We start from the raw sequence: 20143 nt of genomic DNA on the forward strand, positions 1-20143 counted from the left end.
TCTACCGACAGAGCCTGCGCCTCTTAAAAACTCTAAAAAATCGTAAATCAGGAAATCAGGGTGAGCCTTTGACGAAGCTGCCCTAAGCAGCACCTCTAGAGACAGACTGGGGCACAATGCTCACGCCGTGCGTTTCAACATCCGTTGCACCAGACATACTAAGAGAAATGCAGCGAATTTGCTGAAGCAACTGTTGACTGGAGAGCTTGCCTGAAAGCATCACTACTGTCCCTCGTTGGTACACCTTTAGATGCTGCAAGTCCTCGTAGCTAAATTGCTGTTCTAATGCCTGCATGACGCGATTTGCAAGTCCGTTATAGTCGTACTCACCATCGATTCCAACCCGTTCTGGCGGAATCGTTTTGAAGAGAGAATGAGTCGCTTCTTTGGCAGATGACTGGGTGTTCATTTCTGTAGATTCAACGAATGACAAAGCTCCTGAAATCATAAATGCACATCCTTTTTATGATTTTCAGCTAGCGAATGGGGGGCTAGCTACATCTCTGCTGAATCTTCTCGATAGATTCACTTAATCTGAAATTATGTGAAGCCTAACATAAAGCTTAAGCAGGTGTAACTACTGAGAATCCGCCAGTTAGCCAACCTTTTACGTGTAAACACTTAGGCTGGCTTCAAAAAATACAAAGCATAGATTAAGCAGCCTGGAAAATACGGTCAGCGCTGAGGGGTAAAACCCCTTGATTCCCTCAAATATAACAATCCAAGATGCCTGGTACATCAGGGTTTTAGCCGATTCAGCCAGCTTCCTGAAAAATTCATCGTTTATTGACTCGGAAACACGCGGCTACTGGGCGAGCCAAGTGAGTCTTTCTACTCAGTGGTTGAAACTTGCTTAGGATATCTGCCAGAGCCTGATTGTGCCGTCTCGTCCAGCGCTGGCGAGACGCTTCTCGGACAGAAATGCGACGCTCTCCACCGCAGCCGTGTGCCCTGTGAGAGTCGCTTGCAGCGCCCCTGTTTCTAGACTCCAGATTTTAACAGTAGTGTCGTGGCTGGCGGTAGACAGCAGGCGGGCGGATGGGTTGCAAGAGAGGGCCGTAATCGGCAATAGATGGCTGGTCAGGTTGTAGCGCAGCCCGCCCGCGTGTAGGTTTCGCAGCTTAAGCGACATGTCCCAACTGCCGCTGAGGACGGTGCTGCTTTGCGCCGTAGCCGACTCTGGGGGTAGGGCGATCGCACTCACTTGGGCCCCGTGCCCCGATAGGGTTCGCAGCAGTTCTCGCGTGCCAGTATGCCAAATTTTTACCGCGCCTTCTGCGCCACCGCTGACCAGAATCGGCTGCTGCGGGTGGAGGGCGATCGCCTCTACCGCTGCTTTGTGGCTGGTAAAGGTGGCGATCGCCTCGCCAGTGTGGGGCAGCCATTGGCGAATCGTTTTGTCGCGGCTGGCGCTGTAGAGGGTACCGTCGGGGGCAAAGGCGATCGCCGTCACCACGTCTGTATGGCCCACCAGCGTCCGCGTCCGCGTGCCGGCCTGCCAGTCCCAAAGCTTGATGGTGCGGTCAAAGCCGCCGCTGGCCAGCGTGTTGCCTAGGGGACTCACCGCCACCGTCGTCACGACCACCCCTGGCTCCTCAAACATCCATAGCGCCTCGCCGCGATCGCAGTCCCACACCACCAGCCGCCCGTCATTGCCGCCGCTAAACAGCAGATCTCGACCAGGGAGGGGGGCGATCGCATTCACCCCCGCCCCCACCTCCAGCGTCCCCACACAGCGCCAGTGGCTTTCGGGTTCGGGTTTCAGGCTGACCCTGGTTCCCGGACTGCCGATCGTCGATTCCTGATTCCGAATGCCAAGCACGTCCATCACCGCAGCGGCAGACGAAAAGCGATCGCCCAGGCTCGTGGCCAGCATTTTGTCCAAAACCTGTGCCAGGGTGTCGCTGATGCTGCCCGCCACCGACCGCCAGTGCCACAGCCCCCGGACGCTGTCAAATAGCTCAAACGGACTTAGCCCTGTCAAAAGCTGAATGCAGGTTACGCCCAAGCTGTATAAATCGCTGGCGTAGGTTGCCTGGCCCATCAGCTGCTCTGGCGCAGCATACTCGGCGCTGCCCATGAGGGTTCCCGGACGGGCCAGGGCGGATTGGGTGAGGCGTTTGGCTGCGCCAAAATCGACCAAGACGAGAGATTTTGGATTTTGGATTTTGGATTTTGGATTTTGGATTTTGGAGGGTTGCAGCCAGCCAGTTAGTTCTGGTGCGTCTGTTAGTGCCCAACTGGTGACATCGAGTTCTGCCTGCTGCCCGCCGCTGGGGGGCTGCCCTTTGCGAATTAGGTTTGTGGGCTTGATGTCTCGATGGATAATCTGGTGGTCGTGGAGAAATTGCAGGAGGGGCAAGATCTCAGCCAGCAGGGCGCGAATTTGGGATTCGTCGAAGCTGCCGTCCTGGGTCATTTCCTGAAACAGGCTGCGCCCTTCGACAAATTCCTGCACCAGAAATTGGACATCTTCGCGCTCAAAGTAGGCGTAGAGGTCGGGAATTTGCGGATGGCTGCTGAGTTCGTCGAGTCGCGCCGTTTCTTGTCGAAATCGTTCTTCGCCAGTTTGGTTTTGAAAGCGCTTGATAATGCAGCGGTTGTCGGTAATTTTGTGGGTATCTAGCCCCAAAAAGGTGCGGCTTGATTCGCCATTGCCCAAGGGTTGATAGGCCCGATAGCGATCGCCCAGCAGCAGCCGCGCCCCACAGGTCTGACAAAAGCGATGGCTCTGGGGATTGGCAGGCTTGGGACAGCGGGGGTTGAGGCAATACATGGGGGCAATACCGCTTTTGAATTTTAGTATTGACGATTTTGGATTGCCAATCTGCTAAGACTCTTTCTGCACTTTGCGCCCCCGGCTGCGCGACCGCAGTGGCAGTGAGAGAGAATGTCCTCGCAGGGCGATCGCCCGCTGCAAGTGTTCGGCCAAGGGCGCATCCTTGGCAAGCTGAAGCTGGCGGGCAGTCTGGGCGATCGCCCGAATCTCGCCACCGGATACGGCAAGCTGCTTGGCCAGAGCCTCCCAGTCGATGGGGCTGCTTTGCGGAAACAGTTCTGTTTGCTGCCAGATCTGCCAGCGTTGAGCCGCGTCGGGCATGGCAAACGAGAGAACCGGACGGAGCTGGCGTTGCCAGGGCAGGGCGATCGCCTCGGCGTGGGGCAGGCTGAATAGGGTCAGCGTTCTATCTTCTTGCCGAAGGGAAAGCAGGCGGGAGATTTCGGAGGGGGCGATCGCCGCTGACCGTCGCAGCCAAAGCTGGGCCGATTTTACCAGCAGCAACGGCGGACGGGTAGCCTCGATGTCTTGCAGCAGCAGCGGAAAGTCGGCCGGGTTGACCTGGGACAGATCGACCGTTGCCAAGGGCTGCCCCAATGTGTGGGCGATCGCCTCGGCGGCTAGGGTTTTGCCGACCCCCGAGGGCCCAGCTAGTACGGCGACGGGCCCGCTGGCGGTCGGGGAAACGGCAGCGGCGCTGGCCAGATCACAGAGCGATCGCAGCCGCTCGATCAGCGATTCTGGCAATACCAGCGCATCCCACCGCACTTCCGTCCGGCGGAGGGTCAAAAACGACTCGACGGCGGCAGGTTGCAGCAGGCGATCCAGCACCGCCGCCTGGGGCTGTTCGTCTAGCAAGAAGTTGACCAGGGGAGCCGCCAGCCGCAGCGATTGGTTGAGCAGGGTGTCGGTGTTGCGCGGGTGTCGCTCTAGCAGACCCAACTTTAGCAGGGGCGCGTCATCCAGCAGGTGCGATCGCCCGACTCGCCATTCCTGGTCATTGCGACACAACAGTTGCAGCGCCAGGTTCACTGTGGGCAGGTCAGACATGGCAGACTCTTCCCCCTGCAAAAAGCGATATAGACGGGCATAGCGGCGGTTCACCTCTGGGGCGATCGCCAGCAAAATCACCTGCTTTTCAAACAGCGAAAGCTGGAGGCGATCGCACAACATCGGCAGCCCCAGTGAAATGCCGCGGGACTCTGTCGCCCGGATGCGTCCCTCAAGCTGCTGCTGATAGCCCGGTCGGGGTGTGGTCACCGCGGTTGTCGCAGGCGGCTGGCGATATTCGTCGTAGCAAATCTTGCCGTCCAGCGAAATCACGCCCTGCCACCAGTGGCTCGTCACTCGGTCTGCCCGCGACTGGGCTACCCGGTCGATTTCTTTGGCTTCCTTTTTTTGTCGCGCCACCGCCACCATCAACATCCGTTCTAGCCAGCCTAGTTCGGTCTTCAGGTAGCTCCAGTTGTCGGCGAATCCGGCGGATGCTCCCGTGGGCGGCTCTGGTAATGACTCGGTAAGGGGTTCTGCGGACATGAGAAAGTTAATGAGCTTAGGGATAATGACTCTGCAACGACTGATGCAAAGAGGGGGGGTGAAACATCAGGCAGGGTGCATCAGGTTGCAAGGGCGGATGCACCGACCTGACTGCTGGATTGCCCATCAACAGGCGCTCCTCTAAATCTCCTTCAAAAGAAGGATTTTGAGCCATTTCTCTGGATTCAAACCGGTCATTTTGCTTCAAGCAGATGACAGATCAAGGCGGAATCAAGGGTTTCAAATGGCTCTAACCCCAAAACACTAACCTGTAGTATTCCCACTCGGAAACTGTCGTCAACCTTGAGGAATAATGAAGCGCGATCGCCCGATTGGATGAACCGCCGTGATCTGGGGAACTCAGTATGTTGACGGTATGAATCCGTGAAATTAATGGTAAGAATAGAAGATACGAGTCCTGTTTCTGAAGGACTGCTCAGTGACCTCAAGTAAGCAGTTCTACAGCCGCGCTAAAGGACGATTCAGTGACCAGCAAATGGGGAGTTTCTACCAGCAGTTCAATTTGTTTTGGGTCGATATCCGGTCTGTGTCGATATCCGGGCTGCGTCTGGTCTGTGCCTGTTTCAGGTTGGTGCATGTTGTGATTTGCTTTGTGGCTCTCCGCTGCCCAGCTTCAGGTTCTACTCTGTTCCCTGTTTCACATCAACTAATCCTTAACGACATCCTATGTTTGAAGTTGGTGCCCTGGTGCTCTGGCTTTCTTTGTTTACGGTTCTACCCTGTCTGACCAGCCATCAGAAACCGAATCCGCCTCGCTAGGTCGCTGGGCGATCGTCCGATCCCGATGCATAACACGATGCGTAACACGATGCATAACACATGCATAGACGGTTGACGCAGCATCGCTTTGGGTCTGCTCCCCGCTAGATAGGCTGTGCTGGGGCGATGACTGACTGCACCTGCAACTTGTCGTCTACAAGTCGTCTACAAATTGTCGTCTACAAATTGTCGTCTACAAAATTGTCCTACCGTCTGGAGGCTGCTTCCGGATGCTAGGCGCATCCAGAGTTTTCAGCGCAGCATTGTGTATTTCCGGCACTAAATATTCTCTAGATACTATTTTGGGATAGCGATTTGAGGTAGGCCTAGAGCAAACCCCAGGGCAGCATGGGGTTTAGGGTGTGCTGTCTTGGGTGGCTGGTTCGCCAGTTGCCAGTCGCGCCTCTATGCAGAATCTTCAGTCGGTTGTATTACATCGTGCTACAATCGTAATCTAACCGTGCAGAAGGGCGATCGCCCCTGAGTTTCTGATGAGGCTCTTGGGCACATGCCTGTCTGCCGATCTGGGTGGAGGTCTCCCGCGATGGCGAGTTCACAGAGTTTTCACAATATTCTGAATTACTACAGACGATACTGGGGCCTCTCGGTGTTTAGCATTACGGCCAGCAGCCTGTTTGAGGTAGTGGATTTGGCCGTCCCCTATGCCATTGGGCAACTGCTGAATGTGCTGTCGGGGCAGCCGCTGGACGGGCCGTTGCAGCGGTTTGTGGCGCAGGTGGGCGCAATGGGCGATTGGGACGTGGGGCGATCGCTCTCGCTGGTGGTGCTGCTGGGCATTATCTTTTTGGTGACGGTGGTTCGTGCGCCGATTCAGGCGTGGTTGGGGGTCTGGTTTCACTGGGATATTGCGCTGAAATCACGCCGCGATCACACAATTCGGGCGATCGCCAAAGTTCTCTCTTTACCGTTGGAGTTTTATGACGAAAACAATCCGGGTCGCATCTCTGGGCGAGTCGCGCGGGGCTTAGCAAACCATACCTGGACCTATCCCGAAATCGCGGGTCAGCTTATTCCCAAGATCGTTCGCGTGATTGGGATCTTTGGAGTCATCTTACTAATCGAGTGGCGCATCGCGATCCTGTTCCTGATTTCGTTCGTGCTGATTCTCGCCTTTCTGCTGCACAACCTGCGGCGACTGATCAAAAAAGAGGAACGGCTCGATGAATACATGGAGAACACCGAAAGCCGCACTTCGGAAATCATCACCAACATCAAAACCGTGAAAGCCTTTGCGACGGAAGCAAACGAGCTAGAGCGGCAGCGACAGCGGATAGAACGCGAGTTTAAGGTGGTGGACTATCGGGTTCATAAGGGCTACGTCACCCTGTTTGCCTGGCAAAAGCTGGTGGTGGAGTCGTCGGTGTTTGTGGTGCTGGCGCTGACGCTGTGGGCGACGGTGCAGGGCAATATCTCGCTGGGGCATTTTGTGACGACGCTCACGGTGTCCAGCATGGCCTATGCAGAACTGGAACCAATCTGCACCGTGGCGGAGGTGTTTGCCCGCCGCTATGCCTCGATGAACCGCTTTCACGAGTTCATGCAAACTCCGGATGGGCAAGATTCCCATAACTTACTCGATCCGCCCGCAGCGGTGCGCCACTACCAGTTCACCGGTAAGGTTCATTTTGAAAACCTGAGTTTTGGCTATGAGCGCGATCGCCCGGTGCTACAAAACATCAATCTGCTGATCGAGCCGCGCCAGACGGTGGCGCTGGTGGGTCGTTCTGGTTCTGGCAAATCGACTCTGGTGAAGCTGCTGTTTCGCTATTTCGAGCCGCACAGTGGGCGCGTGTTGATCGATGGTCAGGACGTGCGATCGCTCGACATCACGGGCTATCGCAAGCGACTGGCGATTGTGCACCAGGAGGTGGATGTGTTCAACGGCACGCTGATGGACAATCTGACCTACGGCAACCCCCGCGTAACGCAGGAGGCGATCGCCGAAGCCTGCCACATTGCCCGCGTGGACGAATTCGTGAAAACCCTGCCCCAGGGCTATCTCACCGTCGTCGGCGAGCGGGGCGTGCGGCTCTCTGGCGGTCAGCGACAGCGCCTCGGCATTGCCCGCGCCCTGCTGATGAACCCGGACGTGCTAGTGTTTGATGAAGCCACCTCCAGCCTGGACTACGAATCCGAGCGATCGATCCAGTTGGCGATGCAAAACATTCTGGGCACGCGCACGACGATCATCATCGCCCACCGCCTGAGTACGGTGCGGGAAGCGGATCAGATCGTGGTGCTAGATCAGGGTCAAATTGTGGAAGTGGGCAGCCATATGGAACTCCTCGCCCACGGCGGCATCTATCACCGCCTCCACGCTTTGCAGGAAACGGGTGAGCTAATGGCGTAATTTACTTGATCTAATCAATCAAGTATCGTTCCTCAAGCGTAATCCAAAGGGGCAGAGTGTGTTTAGCTCTGCCCTTTTTTATGCGTTCAAAGATTCCGCAAAAGGGTTCTTTAGGATTGAAGAAAGCATTGTCAGTCCAGAAGGTGGAATGCCTATTGCAGGCGGCCCAATTCTAACGTTTCATTTCAAACCCGGTGGATGCAGGAACCCCCTCCCCAGCTCCCGCGTCTCCGGTAGCCCATACAAGAGGTTCGATCTATGAGTAAAAAAGCCAAGGGCAGAGGACGGCAGCGCAACCAGTCTTCCTTCTGGGGCGATGAGCGGTCGTGGGATCAGAGCGACTTCTTACCCACTTGGCTCGATCCAGTAGAGGTGGGCACGGCCTCTGGCGGTATTCCCTTCGAGTTTGAAGCCGGCCCCGTTTCGTTTGAAGTATTTAACGACGGCGTGCCCGACGGTACTGACTCGGTGGTGTTCACGCTGTCGGAGGGCGATGGCCTGGGCTTTGCCAAATCGACCTACGTGTTTCGAGAACCCGCTGCGGGCAGCCAGATCTTCAGCATCCGCCTGGCAGAAGGGGCCGCATCGCAGGAAGTGACGATTATTCTGCTGGATGCGGGAGTGGTGCCGGTGCGGTTGGGCAAACAGGGCGATCGCTACGGGGGGTCTGCTGGCGACGACGCAATCTTTGCAGGCAAAGGCGACGACACGATAGACGGCAAAAGCGGCAGCGACACCCTGCGGGGACAGGAGGGCAATGACACCCTGCGCGGTCGTGGCGGCAATGACTCGCTGTTTGGCGAAGAGGGCAAAGATAACTTGCTGGGGGGCGCAGGCAACGACACCCTCAACGGCGGCGCAGGGAACGACACCCTCAACGGCGGCCCAGGCAACGACATCATAGATGGTATGGCGGGGCGAGATTTGCTGATCGGCGGCGATGGCAAGGATATCTTGCTGGGGGGCGCGGGCAACGACACGATTTATGGCGGACTGGCAGACGGTGCAACGGAAGTCAACTTTGGCAATGACCAGGAACTCAGCGGCGGCGACGGCAACGACCTGATTTTTGGCGGCGAGGATGTCGACCTGATCTTTGGCGGCGACGGCAAGGATACGCTGTTTGGCGGCGGCGGCAACGACGAGATCTTTGGCGGCAATGGCAACGACCGCTTGGAGGGACAAGAGGGCGATGATACCCTCAGCGGCGGCGACGGCGACGACACGCTGCTGGGCAACGCGGGCAACGACTCCCTGACCGGCGGGCTGGGCAACGACAGCCTCAGCGGCGGCGAGGGAAATGACGTGCTATCCGGCAACAGCGGCAACGACACGCTGGCGGGTGGCGCGGGCGCAGACACCTTCTCGTTTTTCAGCTTCGACGGCGTGGCGACGATTCAGGATTTTTCTCGCGCCGAAGGCGATAAAATTCAAATTTCCAAATTTGGCACTGGGGCGATGCTGACGAGCCAGTTTGCCTACAGCAGCGCCACTGGAGCGCTGACGTTTAACGGAACGCTGGTGATGCAGCTTCTGCCGGGGTTGACCTTTTCACCCAGCATCGACCTGGTGCTGTTCTAGGTGACCCGGCCGGCCTAGTGTCCATCCTTCTAAAGGATCGCTATGGACGAAATTGCGGAGGCCCAGCGGACGCTGACCGGCAATCTAAAATCGCAAATCCAAAATCCAAAATCCAAAATCATAAGCTCGCCTGTGAAGCATTTGCTACATCAGAGAAGGCTAAATCCCGACAGAAAAGAAAAGAGCAGACGGAGCGCACCGCCTGCCCTTCAGGATCACTACTGGTCTTTGAAAATAGTGTATTGGGTTTTCTGTGAAATTACGGAAAAGTTCAAAGTGCTTAAGTAAATATTCTGAGAATTGTTCTGAGAGTTCCTGAGCTTGCTCCTTTCCCCGCGACGCTCTGCGGACCCTTTACGATAGCTGAACTATGGCTGGATCGCTCTCCTGGAGGGCGATCGCCGAAATAGGTGATCATGCTCTGGGTTATACAAGCGCGATCGCACGGACGTTTCAGATCTTTCCGCAGAACCCCTTGCCGCCGCCAGCGCCGGACTAATCACGTATAGCGTCGTGCGAATCAGGTCTTTTTCTTGGGTCGTTGCTGCCATCTGGCTGAGCGGCGTAAGCCAGATCTGCTCATCGGGCCAGCCCAGCCGAAAGCAAATCGCCACGGGCGTATCGGCGGCATAGTGTTCCATGAGTTGCGACTGGGCGGCTTCTACATGGCGAGCGCTGAGGTAGAGGCACAGGCTGGCTTGGTGCGCTGCCAGAGAAGCCAGATTTTCGGCATCGGGAACCTGGGTGCGCCCGCTAATCCGCGTCAGGATGATGGTTTGCACCAGTCCGGGCAGCGTCAGTTCTACTTTTAGCCGTGCCGCCGCCGCCTGAAACGCGCTGATGCCCGGAATCACCTCAAAGGGAATGTCCGCTGCCGCCAGCAGGTGCATTTGCTCGTGGATGGCGCTGTAGAGGCTGGGGTCGCCGGAATGCAGCCGCACGACCGATTGGTGCGATCGCACTCGCGCCACCATCAGCGGCAAAATGTCTTCCAGCGTTTTGTTGGCCGTCCGCACAATCTCTGCATCCGGACGAACACAGCCCAACACCTGCTGCGGCACCAGCGAATCGGCTACCAGAATCACGTCTGCCTGGGACAGCAGGCGATAGGCCTTCAGCGTCAGCAGTTCTGGATCGCCGGGCCCCGCGCCCACGATATACACGGCTGGCTCCAGCGGTTCCGCTGTTCCAACTGCAAGATTTGCCCCGAAATCAGTGACCTGAAGACCCGTCATTGGCGATCGCCCCAAACGTGATTAGAAAACTAGGACTGATGCAGTTGGACAATTTCCCGTGGCGGATAATTTCTCGTGGGCTGCACCCGCGAGAAATCGTCCAAAATTCAGCAAACCGCTCGCAAGTGCGTCAGTCCTGAAAGCAAAGTGTAGCGAATATTTGCGAATATTTAGGGAATTCACAGCGTTTCATGTTTGGGCGCGACCGAGACAAAATAGAGCGTCGGCCCGCCACACCTGTCACTCGCCACACCTGTCACTATTCCGACAGCTTTCAGCGTCATACATTACGCCCGCACATCGGTCACGGTAATAACACAGGGGCGATCGCGCTGTTTCTACGAACGCTGTGATATTGACCCAATAGGACAGGGAGGGGCGATCGCCACGGGGCAGGGAATCAACAATTAGCTTACTTACTCTTCTTTTTCGGCTTCTTCTGTGCAGTTTCAGCACCAAATCCCTTAGAAGGAGACGCAGGCAGCTTCGACGTTTTCACCCTCAGCCGTTCTGCATCAACCCGATGCCGATGCTCATACACTTCCGCTGGCGAGAGCAAGCCTAAGTGACGCTGCACATCTAGCCAGTCTCCACATATCGAAAAGTCTACCCATTTCGCAGCATAGGCCTGCTCGATGATGGGCGCAGACTCCCGAGATGCCAGATCCAGCAGGCTATTGACCAAAACCCCGTTCATCTCTGGGCTGTTGCTGGAATACTGCTCAAGCGTCGCTTCCAGAGCCGCCACACATGCTGCCCTCATCTCCGGGTGGGTTTGACCCAGTTTGACCAGGATGTTAGCTGCTGTCCAGCGGCAGTAGAAAGGATTCTTTGGATTTTCTAAAAAATCCCGAGTTGGAGAGAGAGCCGCCGAACCAATCAGCGCAAAGACTTCAGGCATTTCTTCATTGAACCAGTCATTCTCTTCCATAGCGCTGAAGACTGAGAGCAGCGGCTCAACTGCATCCTCGGCTTTGAGCTGCCCTAGTGCCCGCCACGCATGAACAGGTGCCCAAGACTCTGGGTTATCCGACTCAGCCCAATTTAATTCCTGGTCGATCGCCATTCGAGTCAATTCAGGAATATCCGCCTCAGTGAACCCATACTGCTGGGGATAGTCTATCCACTTGTGATGTAGGCGCAGGCGCTTTTCCCCAAGCTGAAGCAGCACGTTGACGGGTGGAGAGTAAGTTTCAGAAGTCATAATAGTCGGTGAAAAATAGTCGGTGAAAACAGGTTACAAATGTTGTAAATGATAAGTGCGGTATCGCATATTGCTGCCTAAACGCCCTCGGTGACGGGGATACGTCCCTGTCGCGCTGCCGCCACTAGCAGATCATAGTCTCGTTCTGTCTGGTCTGCATAGGCGTTGGCAAAGGGAACCAGTGCGTCATCTAGGGCGGCGCTCTTGCCCACGTAGCCTGCCAGCATCGCCGCATCGCCAGATTTGGCATGGGCGAGGGCCAGCGCCCAGCCGCACAGCACGCCGTAGTTTGGCAGGGACGAGGGCGCAAACTTACCGGGTTCGATCTTGAGGGAACCTTTCATGTCGCGCAGTTGGCGAAGGTAGTAATGAACGCCATCCAGCGTCCCCCATCCTAGAAAAATGTCTGGGGCACCCTGGATCAATCGCTGCCCAATCACAACGCGGTGTCCCTGATGATGATCTGGCAGCCGATGCCGACAGAGCGGATCTTGATTTACTGGGTCTACGTAGGGTGCTAGAACCGAAGGCTGGGCCTCTTTGATTTGCAGAAACAGGGGATCATTGTCGCCTGTGCCTTCTAGGTAAATGACTGAACATCGAGTCCCGACGCTGCCAACTCCCACCACCTTGCGGGCCCCATCCACAATTCTATATCGAGACAGCAAAAAGCGGCGATCGCCACTCAGGGAGGTCAGATAGTCCTGCATGAGGAGCGCGATCGCGTCTACGGGCGATCGCCCGCTGCTGGTCTTTTCCAGACGCACGATCAAAGGCGGCGACTCCACAATATGGCGCTGGTCATCAATCAAGTCTGTTATCTTATCTAGTGTCTGCAAGTTCGTTCTCTCACGCGCCTTAGTCAAGAGGCGATCGGTTTTTTGGCGTAGCTCATCGGGCAACTTCTGAAGCAGCTCATCTTCTGAAATTGTTTCGTACCACAGTTCTAGATGCCCCATTTCGGCATAGATCTGCAAATTTTGCCGATAGGACTGCACGACCGCCCGCACTGCTTCTTCACACAGCACCGAACTGGCTCCCAGCGTCCTTCCCGCCACCACAAAGCTGGCCACCAGCCGCTTCAAATCCCATTCCCATGCCCCTGGATATGTTTCATCAAAATCGTTGATCCCAAAGATCAAGTTGCGTTCTGCCGAAGCAAACACACCAAAGTTAGATAAATGAACATCCCCGCAGGCTTGAACCATCAAGCCCGTTGTTGGCGCTGGGGCAATATCTCGAATCATGATTGCCGCCGCTCCTCGCAAAAACGCAAAGGGAGAAGCCAGCATTCGCCCGTAGCGAATCGGCACCAGGTCAGATAAGCGAGTTTTTGCCTGGGCTTCCAGAATTGCGATCGGGTCTTCACGAGGGTCGGCAGGGCTATAGCTGCCGAGGGCCGAGCGCTTGAGGACTTGACGCAGAGCTTTGCCCTCCGCCCGACGTTCAGCAACGGATCGGTTCTCAGTCGAGAAGGGCAGCGTATCTGCATCGACCCGGAGATTTTCAGACGATGAAAACGGCATTTCGGGGTTTGCTACGGCGAAAGTCAGATTTATTCAGCAGCTAGACTCAGCCTACAACGTTTCTAAAGTGAGGTACACGAGTGATCACAAAGGTTTTGTCTCTTCGGGGCACCGCATACCCCACCGCTAGAGATGCTGTTTTAGAATGGAATCAGCCCCAGAAAGCGCTCCATCAGCTTGCGTCGCCAGATAAAGCGCACCAGCAGCGCCCAAACAATAGCAACCAGCCCAATGCCGATATATTCCTGCGGTTCCAGAGGAGCCAATTCAAAAAAGCGTTGCAGCGGGGGAACCGTAATAATCGCAATGTAAATTAACAGCACCAGTCCTGCCAGAATCGTATAGCGCCAGTCTCGACTCAGCGGCTCTCCGCCCGCCCAACTCGGCGTTGGCGGCTTCAGGAACGGCAGCAACAGCAGCCCGCCCAAAACTTGCATTGTCACCATTGCGGATTCTGCAATTTGCTGAGCTTGGCTGATCTGTGCGCGATTGATTTGCCGTGCCAACTCTTCTAGCGAAATTGCGCCGCTCAACCAGTCCATCAACGGGCCGACGTTTTCTGCCAAAAAGTAGAGATAGACCAAAATACTCGCCAAAGAGAGGGTGAGTGCGGCAGGCACGACAAAATGACGGAAGGATTCCCACAAGGACACTTTGGGTCTGGTAGGGCGGGCCCAGAGCGTGACAAAAAAGGGCGGCAGACCGACGGTGAGGAACGTGACAATTGTGCTGGCTTTGATGCTAAAGGGAAACGAGAGCGTAATCATGCCGATCGCTACGATCGCCAAGATAAACGAGAAAATCCGAACCATAAACAGCTTGCTGATATCTACCACGCCGTTGCGGATGCGTCGCCCTTCTGTGAAGATTTTGGGCAAGGCGCTGAAGGTGTCTTTGAGCAGCACAATATCGGCAACGCTGCGCGTGGCCTGGCTGCCGCTTTCCATCGCAACGCCGACATTTGCCTGCTTGAGCGACAGCACATCGTTTACCCCGTCGCCCATCATGGCGACATAGTGCCCGCGAGCCTGGAGGCTCTGCACCAGCCGCGCCTTTTGCTCTGGCGTAATGCGCCCAAAAATCGTACTTTCCTCAGCGGTTTGAGTGAATGCTGAATCTTCCATTTCTGCCAGATCCTGACCTGACACAGCGATGATGTCGTCGCTCAACCCAGCTTGTTTGGCCAGGGCTGCAACTGTGACCGGGTTATCGCCCGAAATCACCTTGACCTGGATGCCCGCCTGACGGAACTCTGCCAGCGTTTTTTCGGCATCCGGCCGCAGTTCATCTCCAAAGAACAGGAGCGCCAGTGGCTTCAGGTCAGGGGGCAAAATTGGAGTTTCTGAGGCATTTGACCAGTCGGGAAGCGCGGGGCTATGGGCGAAGAGCAGCACCCGTAGTCCTTGGTCTGCGCCTTCCTGGATGCGCTTAAGGAGATCTTCCGACAGAGACATAGCCATCGCCAGCACCTCTGGCGCACCCAGAACGTACACCCCAGGCTGATCTGAGAAGGCGATCGCACTCCATTTATAAACCGAGGAAAATGGGATTTCTTGCTTGACAGAACGCGGCGATCGGGGCAGAAACTCGGCGATCGCATCATTCGTTTTATTACTCGCGGCGGCGCTCGCAGCGTATTCTCCCAGGCGTTCTTCCAGCCATGCGCGATCAGTGTAAATGGGTTCGAGCGATCGCAGGTTAATTCGATTCGCCGTTAGAGTCCCGGTCTTGTCCAAACACATGACATCCACGTTACTTAAAGACTCCACTGCATTGGACTGCTGTACGAGCGCACTCTGTTCTGCAATGCGGACTGCACCCAGTGCATAGGCCAGGGTAATCATGAGATATAAGCCAATCGGCACCAGCCCCACTAGCACCGCCAAGTTTTGTACGCCCGCTGTAATGGAAGTAACGCCCAGCAGCATTCGCAGAAACGTTACCAATCCCAGCACGATCGCCACACCCAGCAACAGGCGAATAATCAGATTAATTCGGCGTTGCAGCGGGGTCAGGACTTTCCGAAATCGACGTGCCTCCGCTGTCATCTTGCTGGACAGGCTGGCAGCCCCCACCTTCTCTGCCTCATAGCAAGACGAGCCACTGACGCAAAAGCTGCCGGAATATACCGAGTCGCCCGGCCGCTTGAGGATCTGATCCGATTCACCCGTTAGCAGAGACTCGTCTACTTTGACTTCGCCCTCACCAACCACAACGCCATCGACCACTACCTGATCGCCAGGGCGGAGCATCAGAATATCGCCAACCACAATTTCTGCCAGGTCAATCTCTTGCGATTGCCCATCTCGAATCACCGTGGCCGAAGGGCGCGTCAGCAGCGCAATCTTGTCTAGCTTTTGCTTGGCGCGAATTTCTTGAATAATGTTGATGACGACGTTGAGCAACACCACAAAGGCAATCACCACCACATCGCTGGCCCGCCCCAGGGCAATCAGCACTAGGCTCAGGAACAGATACACGCTGTTGATAAACGTGAACAGGTTATCGCGAAAGATATCCCAATAGGTGCGGCTGGTTTGCACTGGAATATCGTTTCCCTGTCCCGCAGCGCGACGGGCAAGAACTTCGGATTGGCTGAGACCCTGGAGGGCGGAAGGCGTGGAAGACATGGGCTTAGCTGGGATTTTGGATTTTGGATTTTGGGTTTGGAGGTGTGTTGAAGTCAGTGGACATCATCAATTTGAAGAATATTAACCCCAATCGTGATGCTGAGGGGGTTTTGAACACAACGTTCTAATGCTTTACACGACTGCGGCGACTGCCAAATAAATGGGCATAGACATAGGTAAACTCGCAGCCAAAGAAGAAAATCTGAACGGTCAAGAAAATCCACAGCATCAGGATCATCACGCTACCGATCACGCCGTAGGAGAGAAACCGTCCGCCAATTGAGATGACGCTATTGCCCACAAGCTGCTGTAATGCAAAGATTGCCACGGCAGTCAGCAGTGCCCCAGGCCAGACATCTCGCCATTGGATGCCCACGCTGGGTAGAATTTTGAATAAGATACAAATGGCGATCGCCAATATTAAAAAAGACACCCCTGTTTGCAGACCTCGATCCAGCGAGATATCGTCAAACTGAGTTACTTCAAAGGTTTCCTGGAGCGTCTTGACCAGATTCAAAAAAATCCGAATCGCAATGTTGGACACGAGCGAAACCAGCAGCAGCAGCGCTGTTCCCAGCACTAGCAAAAATGCAAATAGCCGATTTTTAATGAAAAATAGCACTGAATCCACCAGACCCCGCCCGTTGGAGTCTGGATCGGCCGATCGCCAGATGTAATTTACCGAATAGCGCAATACTCCAAACACACTGCTCGATGCAAAGAGCAAAATCCCAAAGCCCACCAGTCCCGCGCCGACGCTGTTCTCATTCATCGTGACGATGGTTCCCCTGACCAGTTCGTGGGCTTCGGGCGGCAGGGCCCGCGCCAACCCTGCGGCGATCGCCCGAAACGCTTCCGTATCTGGCCCGATCAAGGAACTGATGATGCTCAACATCACCAGCAGCAGGGGAAACATGGCAAACAGCGCGTGATAGGACAACGCCGCCGCCATCCCTGGACAATTGTCTTGATTCCAACGCAGACCCGATTGAATAAACAATTGAACTAACCTCGACGGCAGGATGGTCGAGCGGATGTACTGAATAAACCGCATGATACTGCTGAATCCCGCGCTGTCTTGCACACAGAATTTACATTGATTATCTTAAACAAGACTAGACCTGATATTGCTGAAAACCTTGCAAAGTCTGAATTGGCGAACTTCTAGAGTATCAGGGTCAAGTTTTGTTGAGATTGCAATTTTGCTCCTGAGGCGATTCTAGGTCTATGTATTAAAAGGACAGGTACCCATAGCGGTACTGTCATCGGTTCTACTCCTTCCCTAGGATGGCGGATATCTAGGTACGGCGTTTTTGAAGCTAGTGATGTGTGCAGAAGGCTACGAAACCTTCGTCTTTTCAAGACAGCGCATATCTCACTCTGCAAGAAAATGCTGTAGCGCATACATAGAGGATAGATACATAGAGGACTGACGCTTTTCGATACAGTAAATTCGATCAAGACAAAATGGCGATCGCTCCAATCACGTCAGATGTTTTTCAATCGCTGGTCTACGCCGCCGAAAACAAATTTCGGAAGCATTAGGGATGCAGGTCAGGTATCTTTGAATGCTTTTATCGAGCTTAGGACTTACGCAGTTGGACGATTTCTCGCGGGCGCAGCCCGCGAGAAATCGTCCAAAACCCGGAAAACTTGTCGCAAGTGCGTAAGTCCCGGAGCTCTTTTTAAGAGGGTTTCTACTGTCTGCTTTTGGCGACTAGTCTGCTAACGCTAGGTCGCACCGCATCAATTTGGAAACAAGTTCTGACGAAAGACTGGCTGCATCTTCTCTTTATTTTTCCTGGCGCCCCCATCTGGGCCGGCCCCAGCAATACAGATACAACCGATCCATCAATATTGCCCCAGGCCGATAACCTCGCTGATCCCGACGGCGTAGACGACGACGGCAGCACGCTGCTTAGCCTGTTGGGATCGCTGCTTCTGGAAAACTAAGTCTTCCCTTATCGGATGAGGAATGCGGATGTCTGCCCCCTGTTCTTGCGAAATAGATCGTACCGCACCCCGTAGGGAAATACTGTAAGCTATTGCAGAAGTCGGGCGCGAACGGTTGGGATTGAAAATTCCCCTACTTCAGTTGTCCTGTCCAACCATTTTGAACCTGCAATAGCCGATGGGTCACTCGTTTCAACCGTCCATCTCTAGAATCTCTTCCCTGCAACGATTTGCTGATCGTTCCTCCAGGAGACTAATCCAATCGCTCTCTACAGGTTTCTTATCGACCTGCGCTGCACTGGGCATTGGCGTTTGGGGTAATCTGCTGGGAGCATCGCCAGCCCTCAGCGCAGAGCGGCTCACGACCTACGTGGGCCCCCTCCAACTCTCGATCTCCGTCGATGCGCTCGAAACCTATGCCCAAACGGGGCAAGTATCGGGCAATTTAAGGCTATTTCTGGGCTTTTTGGATGCTGACGCTCAAGCGCAACTGCGGCGACTGCTCCAGCACGAAATGAAAGCCGATGTCGCGCTAGTCTCGCGTGTTCTCAGTATTCCAATGGCGGAGCAGGTGTTGCAGAGCATCGGCAAGACTCTGCAAACCAATTCTGGACTCAATGGGTTTCGTGCGGTGCGATCGGCGCTCATCCTCTCTGCCGCCAATCACCCAGACGGCTGGACCTGGATCGACTGGATGCGGCAGTATCCTACTCCAGATATTCGAGTCGATCTGCGTTCGCTAATGGCGCTTCTGCAAGATTTGAAAACCGTCGTTCTGTATCAGGATGCAGCCGCTCAAGTGGTGATGGATGCCTCTAATCAAGAAGCCGCTGCTGATCCGGAGTTTGCCTATGATCAGCTGCCAGACCTGAGCCAGCCCGGTCCCTATGCTTTTCGCCGGGAACAGTTGACGTTTGATATCCAAGCCACTCGCACGACGCTCGATGGTTTCTCTGGACGCTACACCATGCGGGTAGATGTTTACATTCCAGAGAACGCTCCAACGCCCGCGCCGCTGGTCATTTACACCCACGGCTGGGGTGGTCGTCTCAGCGATGGCATGGTAGATGGCGAACACCTGGCCTCCTATGGATTTGCCGTTGCAGTGCCCGAACATGTTGGCACCACGGACACCTATCGCAGTCTGTTCCTGGCAGGTGGGTTGGGCGATTTGACCAGTCCGACGGAGTATGTGAGTCGGCAGCAAGACATTATCTTTTTGCTAGACGAGCTAGAAAAACTCGACATGACCGATCCCCAGTGGCAGGGGCAAATCGACGTGCAGCGGGTCGGCATTATCGGTCAATCTCTGGGTGCGATGACCGTTCTGGGAGCAGCAGGGGCCAGCTTCGACCCGGCTCAGCTTGTGCCGCGCTGTGCGGAGGGGTTAACCCAGCTCAATCCATCGTTTCTGCTGCAATGCCACGCTCGCTTCTTGCCGCCGACTCTCTATGACTTTACAGACCCCCGCATTCGCGCTGGGATTGCTCAATATCCGATGGGGGCAACCCTGTATGGCCCGTCCGGGGTGGGCAATGTGCAAATTCCGATGCTGATTCTAGCGGGGACTCGCGATATCTTAGCGCCATCGGTGTATGAGCAAATTCCGATGTTTGCCTGGATGGATGCCCCCGATCAGTATTTGGGACTGATGGTGCCTGGAACCCACTTCTCCACCAGCCCGCCCCAAAATGAAGAACTGGTTCCTGCGCGGATTCGGGGGCCGGCTTGGGCGATTGGGCGTTCCTATATCCGCAACCTCAGCGTCGCGTTTTTCAAAGCCTATTTGGGCGATCGCCCCGAAACGTCTGAGTATCTTCCCTACTTGACTGCCTCCTTTGGACAAGTGCTGACCCAGCGAGCGGCGGCCTTCAGCAACGACGAAAATCGGCTTTATCTGATTAAATCTTTATCCCCGGCGCAGTTGGTCGCTGCCTACGGAGGGCAAATTCTGGGGGGCGATCGCCCTCTTGCATCCCGTTCTTCACCCGTCGCCGCTAGTCGTTCCGTGCTAGACGATCTAGACGCAACGGGCGTTCTGAGAATTGGGATTCGCTCCGAAGTGGCTCCGCTGGGTTACGTTAATCCACAGTCAGAGTGGACGGGCTTTTGCTTTGACATGGCCAGGCAACTGGCTGACTATATTACGAGGACGGAATCAAGGTCGGTGGCGCTGGTGGTGCTGCCGTCCAATGCAGACAATCGCTTTGACCTGGTTCGGAATGGATCTGTTCATCTGGAATGTGGCCCCAACCCGATCCACACCACGGTCAACGGAATTGTCTTCTCTGAACCTTTTTACGCTACGGGCAACTTTGGGCTAGTGCCCAATGAATCTCTGGAATGCAGTTTCTATGGTCTGGCTTTGCCCGATGGCGATCGCCCCTGGCGCTCCTTGGTCAATCGCTATTTGCGCTCGGAACCTGCTCGATTGCAGCGTCGAGAGTATGCCAGGAACTTTGATGCCGATAATCTATTTAACCTGGAAACCTGCTTTCGCTGAGTCCTATAAAATGGCGATCGCCCTCAAACTCCAGCGTTTCAGGCT

The 20143-nt window shown here is 55.2% G+C and carries 13 protein-coding genes; 4 read left to right on the plus strand and 9 right to left on the minus strand.

From position 1 onward, the window contains the following. Window positions 1-82 precede the first annotated feature (82 nt). The 4 genes from IGS16_RS20700 to IGS16_RS20715 all read right to left on the minus strand — a co-directional run bounded on the left by IGS16_RS20700 (window position 83) and on the right by IGS16_RS20715 (window position 4913). Complete coding sequence (locus tag IGS16_RS20700) at window positions 83-448, minus strand: phospholipid-binding protein (protein WP_297088734.1); 366 nt, start codon at window positions 446-448, stop codon at window positions 83-85. Window positions 449-853: 405 nt separating this feature from the next. After that, window positions 854-2776, minus strand: coding sequence for a serine/threonine-protein kinase (locus IGS16_RS20705; RefSeq protein ID WP_297088736.1), 1923 nt, complete (start codon window positions 2774-2776; stop codon window positions 854-856). A 54-nt stretch (window positions 2777-2830) separates the two neighbouring features. Next, a complete protein-coding gene (locus IGS16_RS20710; protein ID WP_297088739.1) occupies window positions 2831-4315 on the minus strand; it encodes an AAA family ATPase in 1485 nt (494 codons plus the stop codon). Between the two features lie 445 nt (window positions 4316-4760). Then, on the minus strand, window positions 4761-4913 hold the full coding sequence (locus tag IGS16_RS20715) for a hypothetical protein (RefSeq protein WP_297088741.1): 153 nt from the start codon (window positions 4911-4913) through the stop codon (window positions 4761-4763). Between the two features lie 726 nt (window positions 4914-5639). Between IGS16_RS20715 and IGS16_RS20720 the strand changes: the two genes are divergently transcribed. After that, entirely contained in the window at window positions 5640-7466 is a 1827-nt protein-coding gene (locus IGS16_RS20720; protein WP_297088743.1) for an ABC transporter ATP-binding protein, read from the plus strand. Between the two features lie 258 nt (window positions 7467-7724). Further along, the gene (locus IGS16_RS20725; protein ID WP_297088745.1) at window positions 7725-9047 is read left to right on the plus strand and encodes a calcium-binding protein; all 1323 of its coding nucleotides are present in this window, start codon (window positions 7725-7727) and stop codon (window positions 9045-9047) included. A 368-nt stretch (window positions 9048-9415) separates the two neighbouring features. On the opposite strand, the gene cobM is transcribed toward IGS16_RS20725, so the two are convergent. Continuing rightward, window positions 9416-10282, minus strand: coding sequence for a precorrin-4 C(11)-methyltransferase (gene cobM, locus IGS16_RS20730; protein WP_297088747.1), 867 nt, complete (start codon window positions 10280-10282; stop codon window positions 9416-9418). Between the two features lie 191 nt (window positions 10283-10473). On the opposite strand from cobM, the gene IGS16_RS20735 reads away from it, so the two are divergent. Then, complete coding sequence (locus IGS16_RS20735; protein WP_297088749.1) at window positions 10474-10635, plus strand: hypothetical protein; 162 nt, start codon at window positions 10474-10476, stop codon at window positions 10633-10635. Window positions 10636-10694: 59 nt separating this feature from the next. Here the strand turns inward: IGS16_RS20735 and IGS16_RS20740 are convergent, their stop codons facing one another. The 4 genes from IGS16_RS20740 to IGS16_RS20755 all read right to left on the minus strand — a co-directional run bounded on the left by IGS16_RS20740 (window position 10695) and on the right by IGS16_RS20755 (window position 16696). Further along, window positions 10695-11486 carry a DUF1186 domain-containing protein gene (locus tag IGS16_RS20740; protein WP_297088751.1) on the minus strand — a complete coding sequence of 264 codons (792 nt, stop codon included), beginning with the start codon at window positions 11484-11486 and terminating at the stop codon, window positions 10695-10697. A gap of 77 nt (window positions 11487-11563) precedes the next feature. Next, window positions 11564-13012, minus strand: coding sequence for a DUF2252 domain-containing protein (locus IGS16_RS20745; protein ID WP_297088753.1), 1449 nt, complete (start codon window positions 13010-13012; stop codon window positions 11564-11566). A 140-nt stretch (window positions 13013-13152) separates the two neighbouring features. Then, window positions 13153-15642 carry an HAD-IC family P-type ATPase gene (locus IGS16_RS20750; protein ID WP_297088755.1) on the minus strand — a complete coding sequence of 830 codons (2490 nt, stop codon included), beginning with the start codon at window positions 15640-15642 and terminating at the stop codon, window positions 13153-13155. A gap of 124 nt (window positions 15643-15766) precedes the next feature. Beyond that, window positions 15767-16696: a YihY/virulence factor BrkB family protein gene (locus IGS16_RS20755; RefSeq protein WP_297088757.1), complete on the minus strand. Its 930-nt coding sequence runs from the start codon at window positions 16694-16696 to the stop codon at window positions 15767-15769. Between the two features lie 1077 nt (window positions 16697-17773). Here IGS16_RS20755 and IGS16_RS20760 point away from each other — a divergent pair. Next, the gene (locus IGS16_RS20760; protein WP_297088760.1) at window positions 17774-20098 is read left to right on the plus strand and encodes an alpha/beta hydrolase; all 2325 of its coding nucleotides are present in this window, start codon (window positions 17774-17776) and stop codon (window positions 20096-20098) included. Window positions 20099-20143 lie beyond the last annotated feature (45 nt).

Source organism: Thermoleptolyngbya sp. C42_A2020_037 (genome assembly GCF_015272455.1).
In the GTDB taxonomy this organism is placed as follows: Bacteria; Cyanobacteriota; Cyanobacteriia; order Elainellales; family Elainellaceae; genus Thermoleptolyngbya.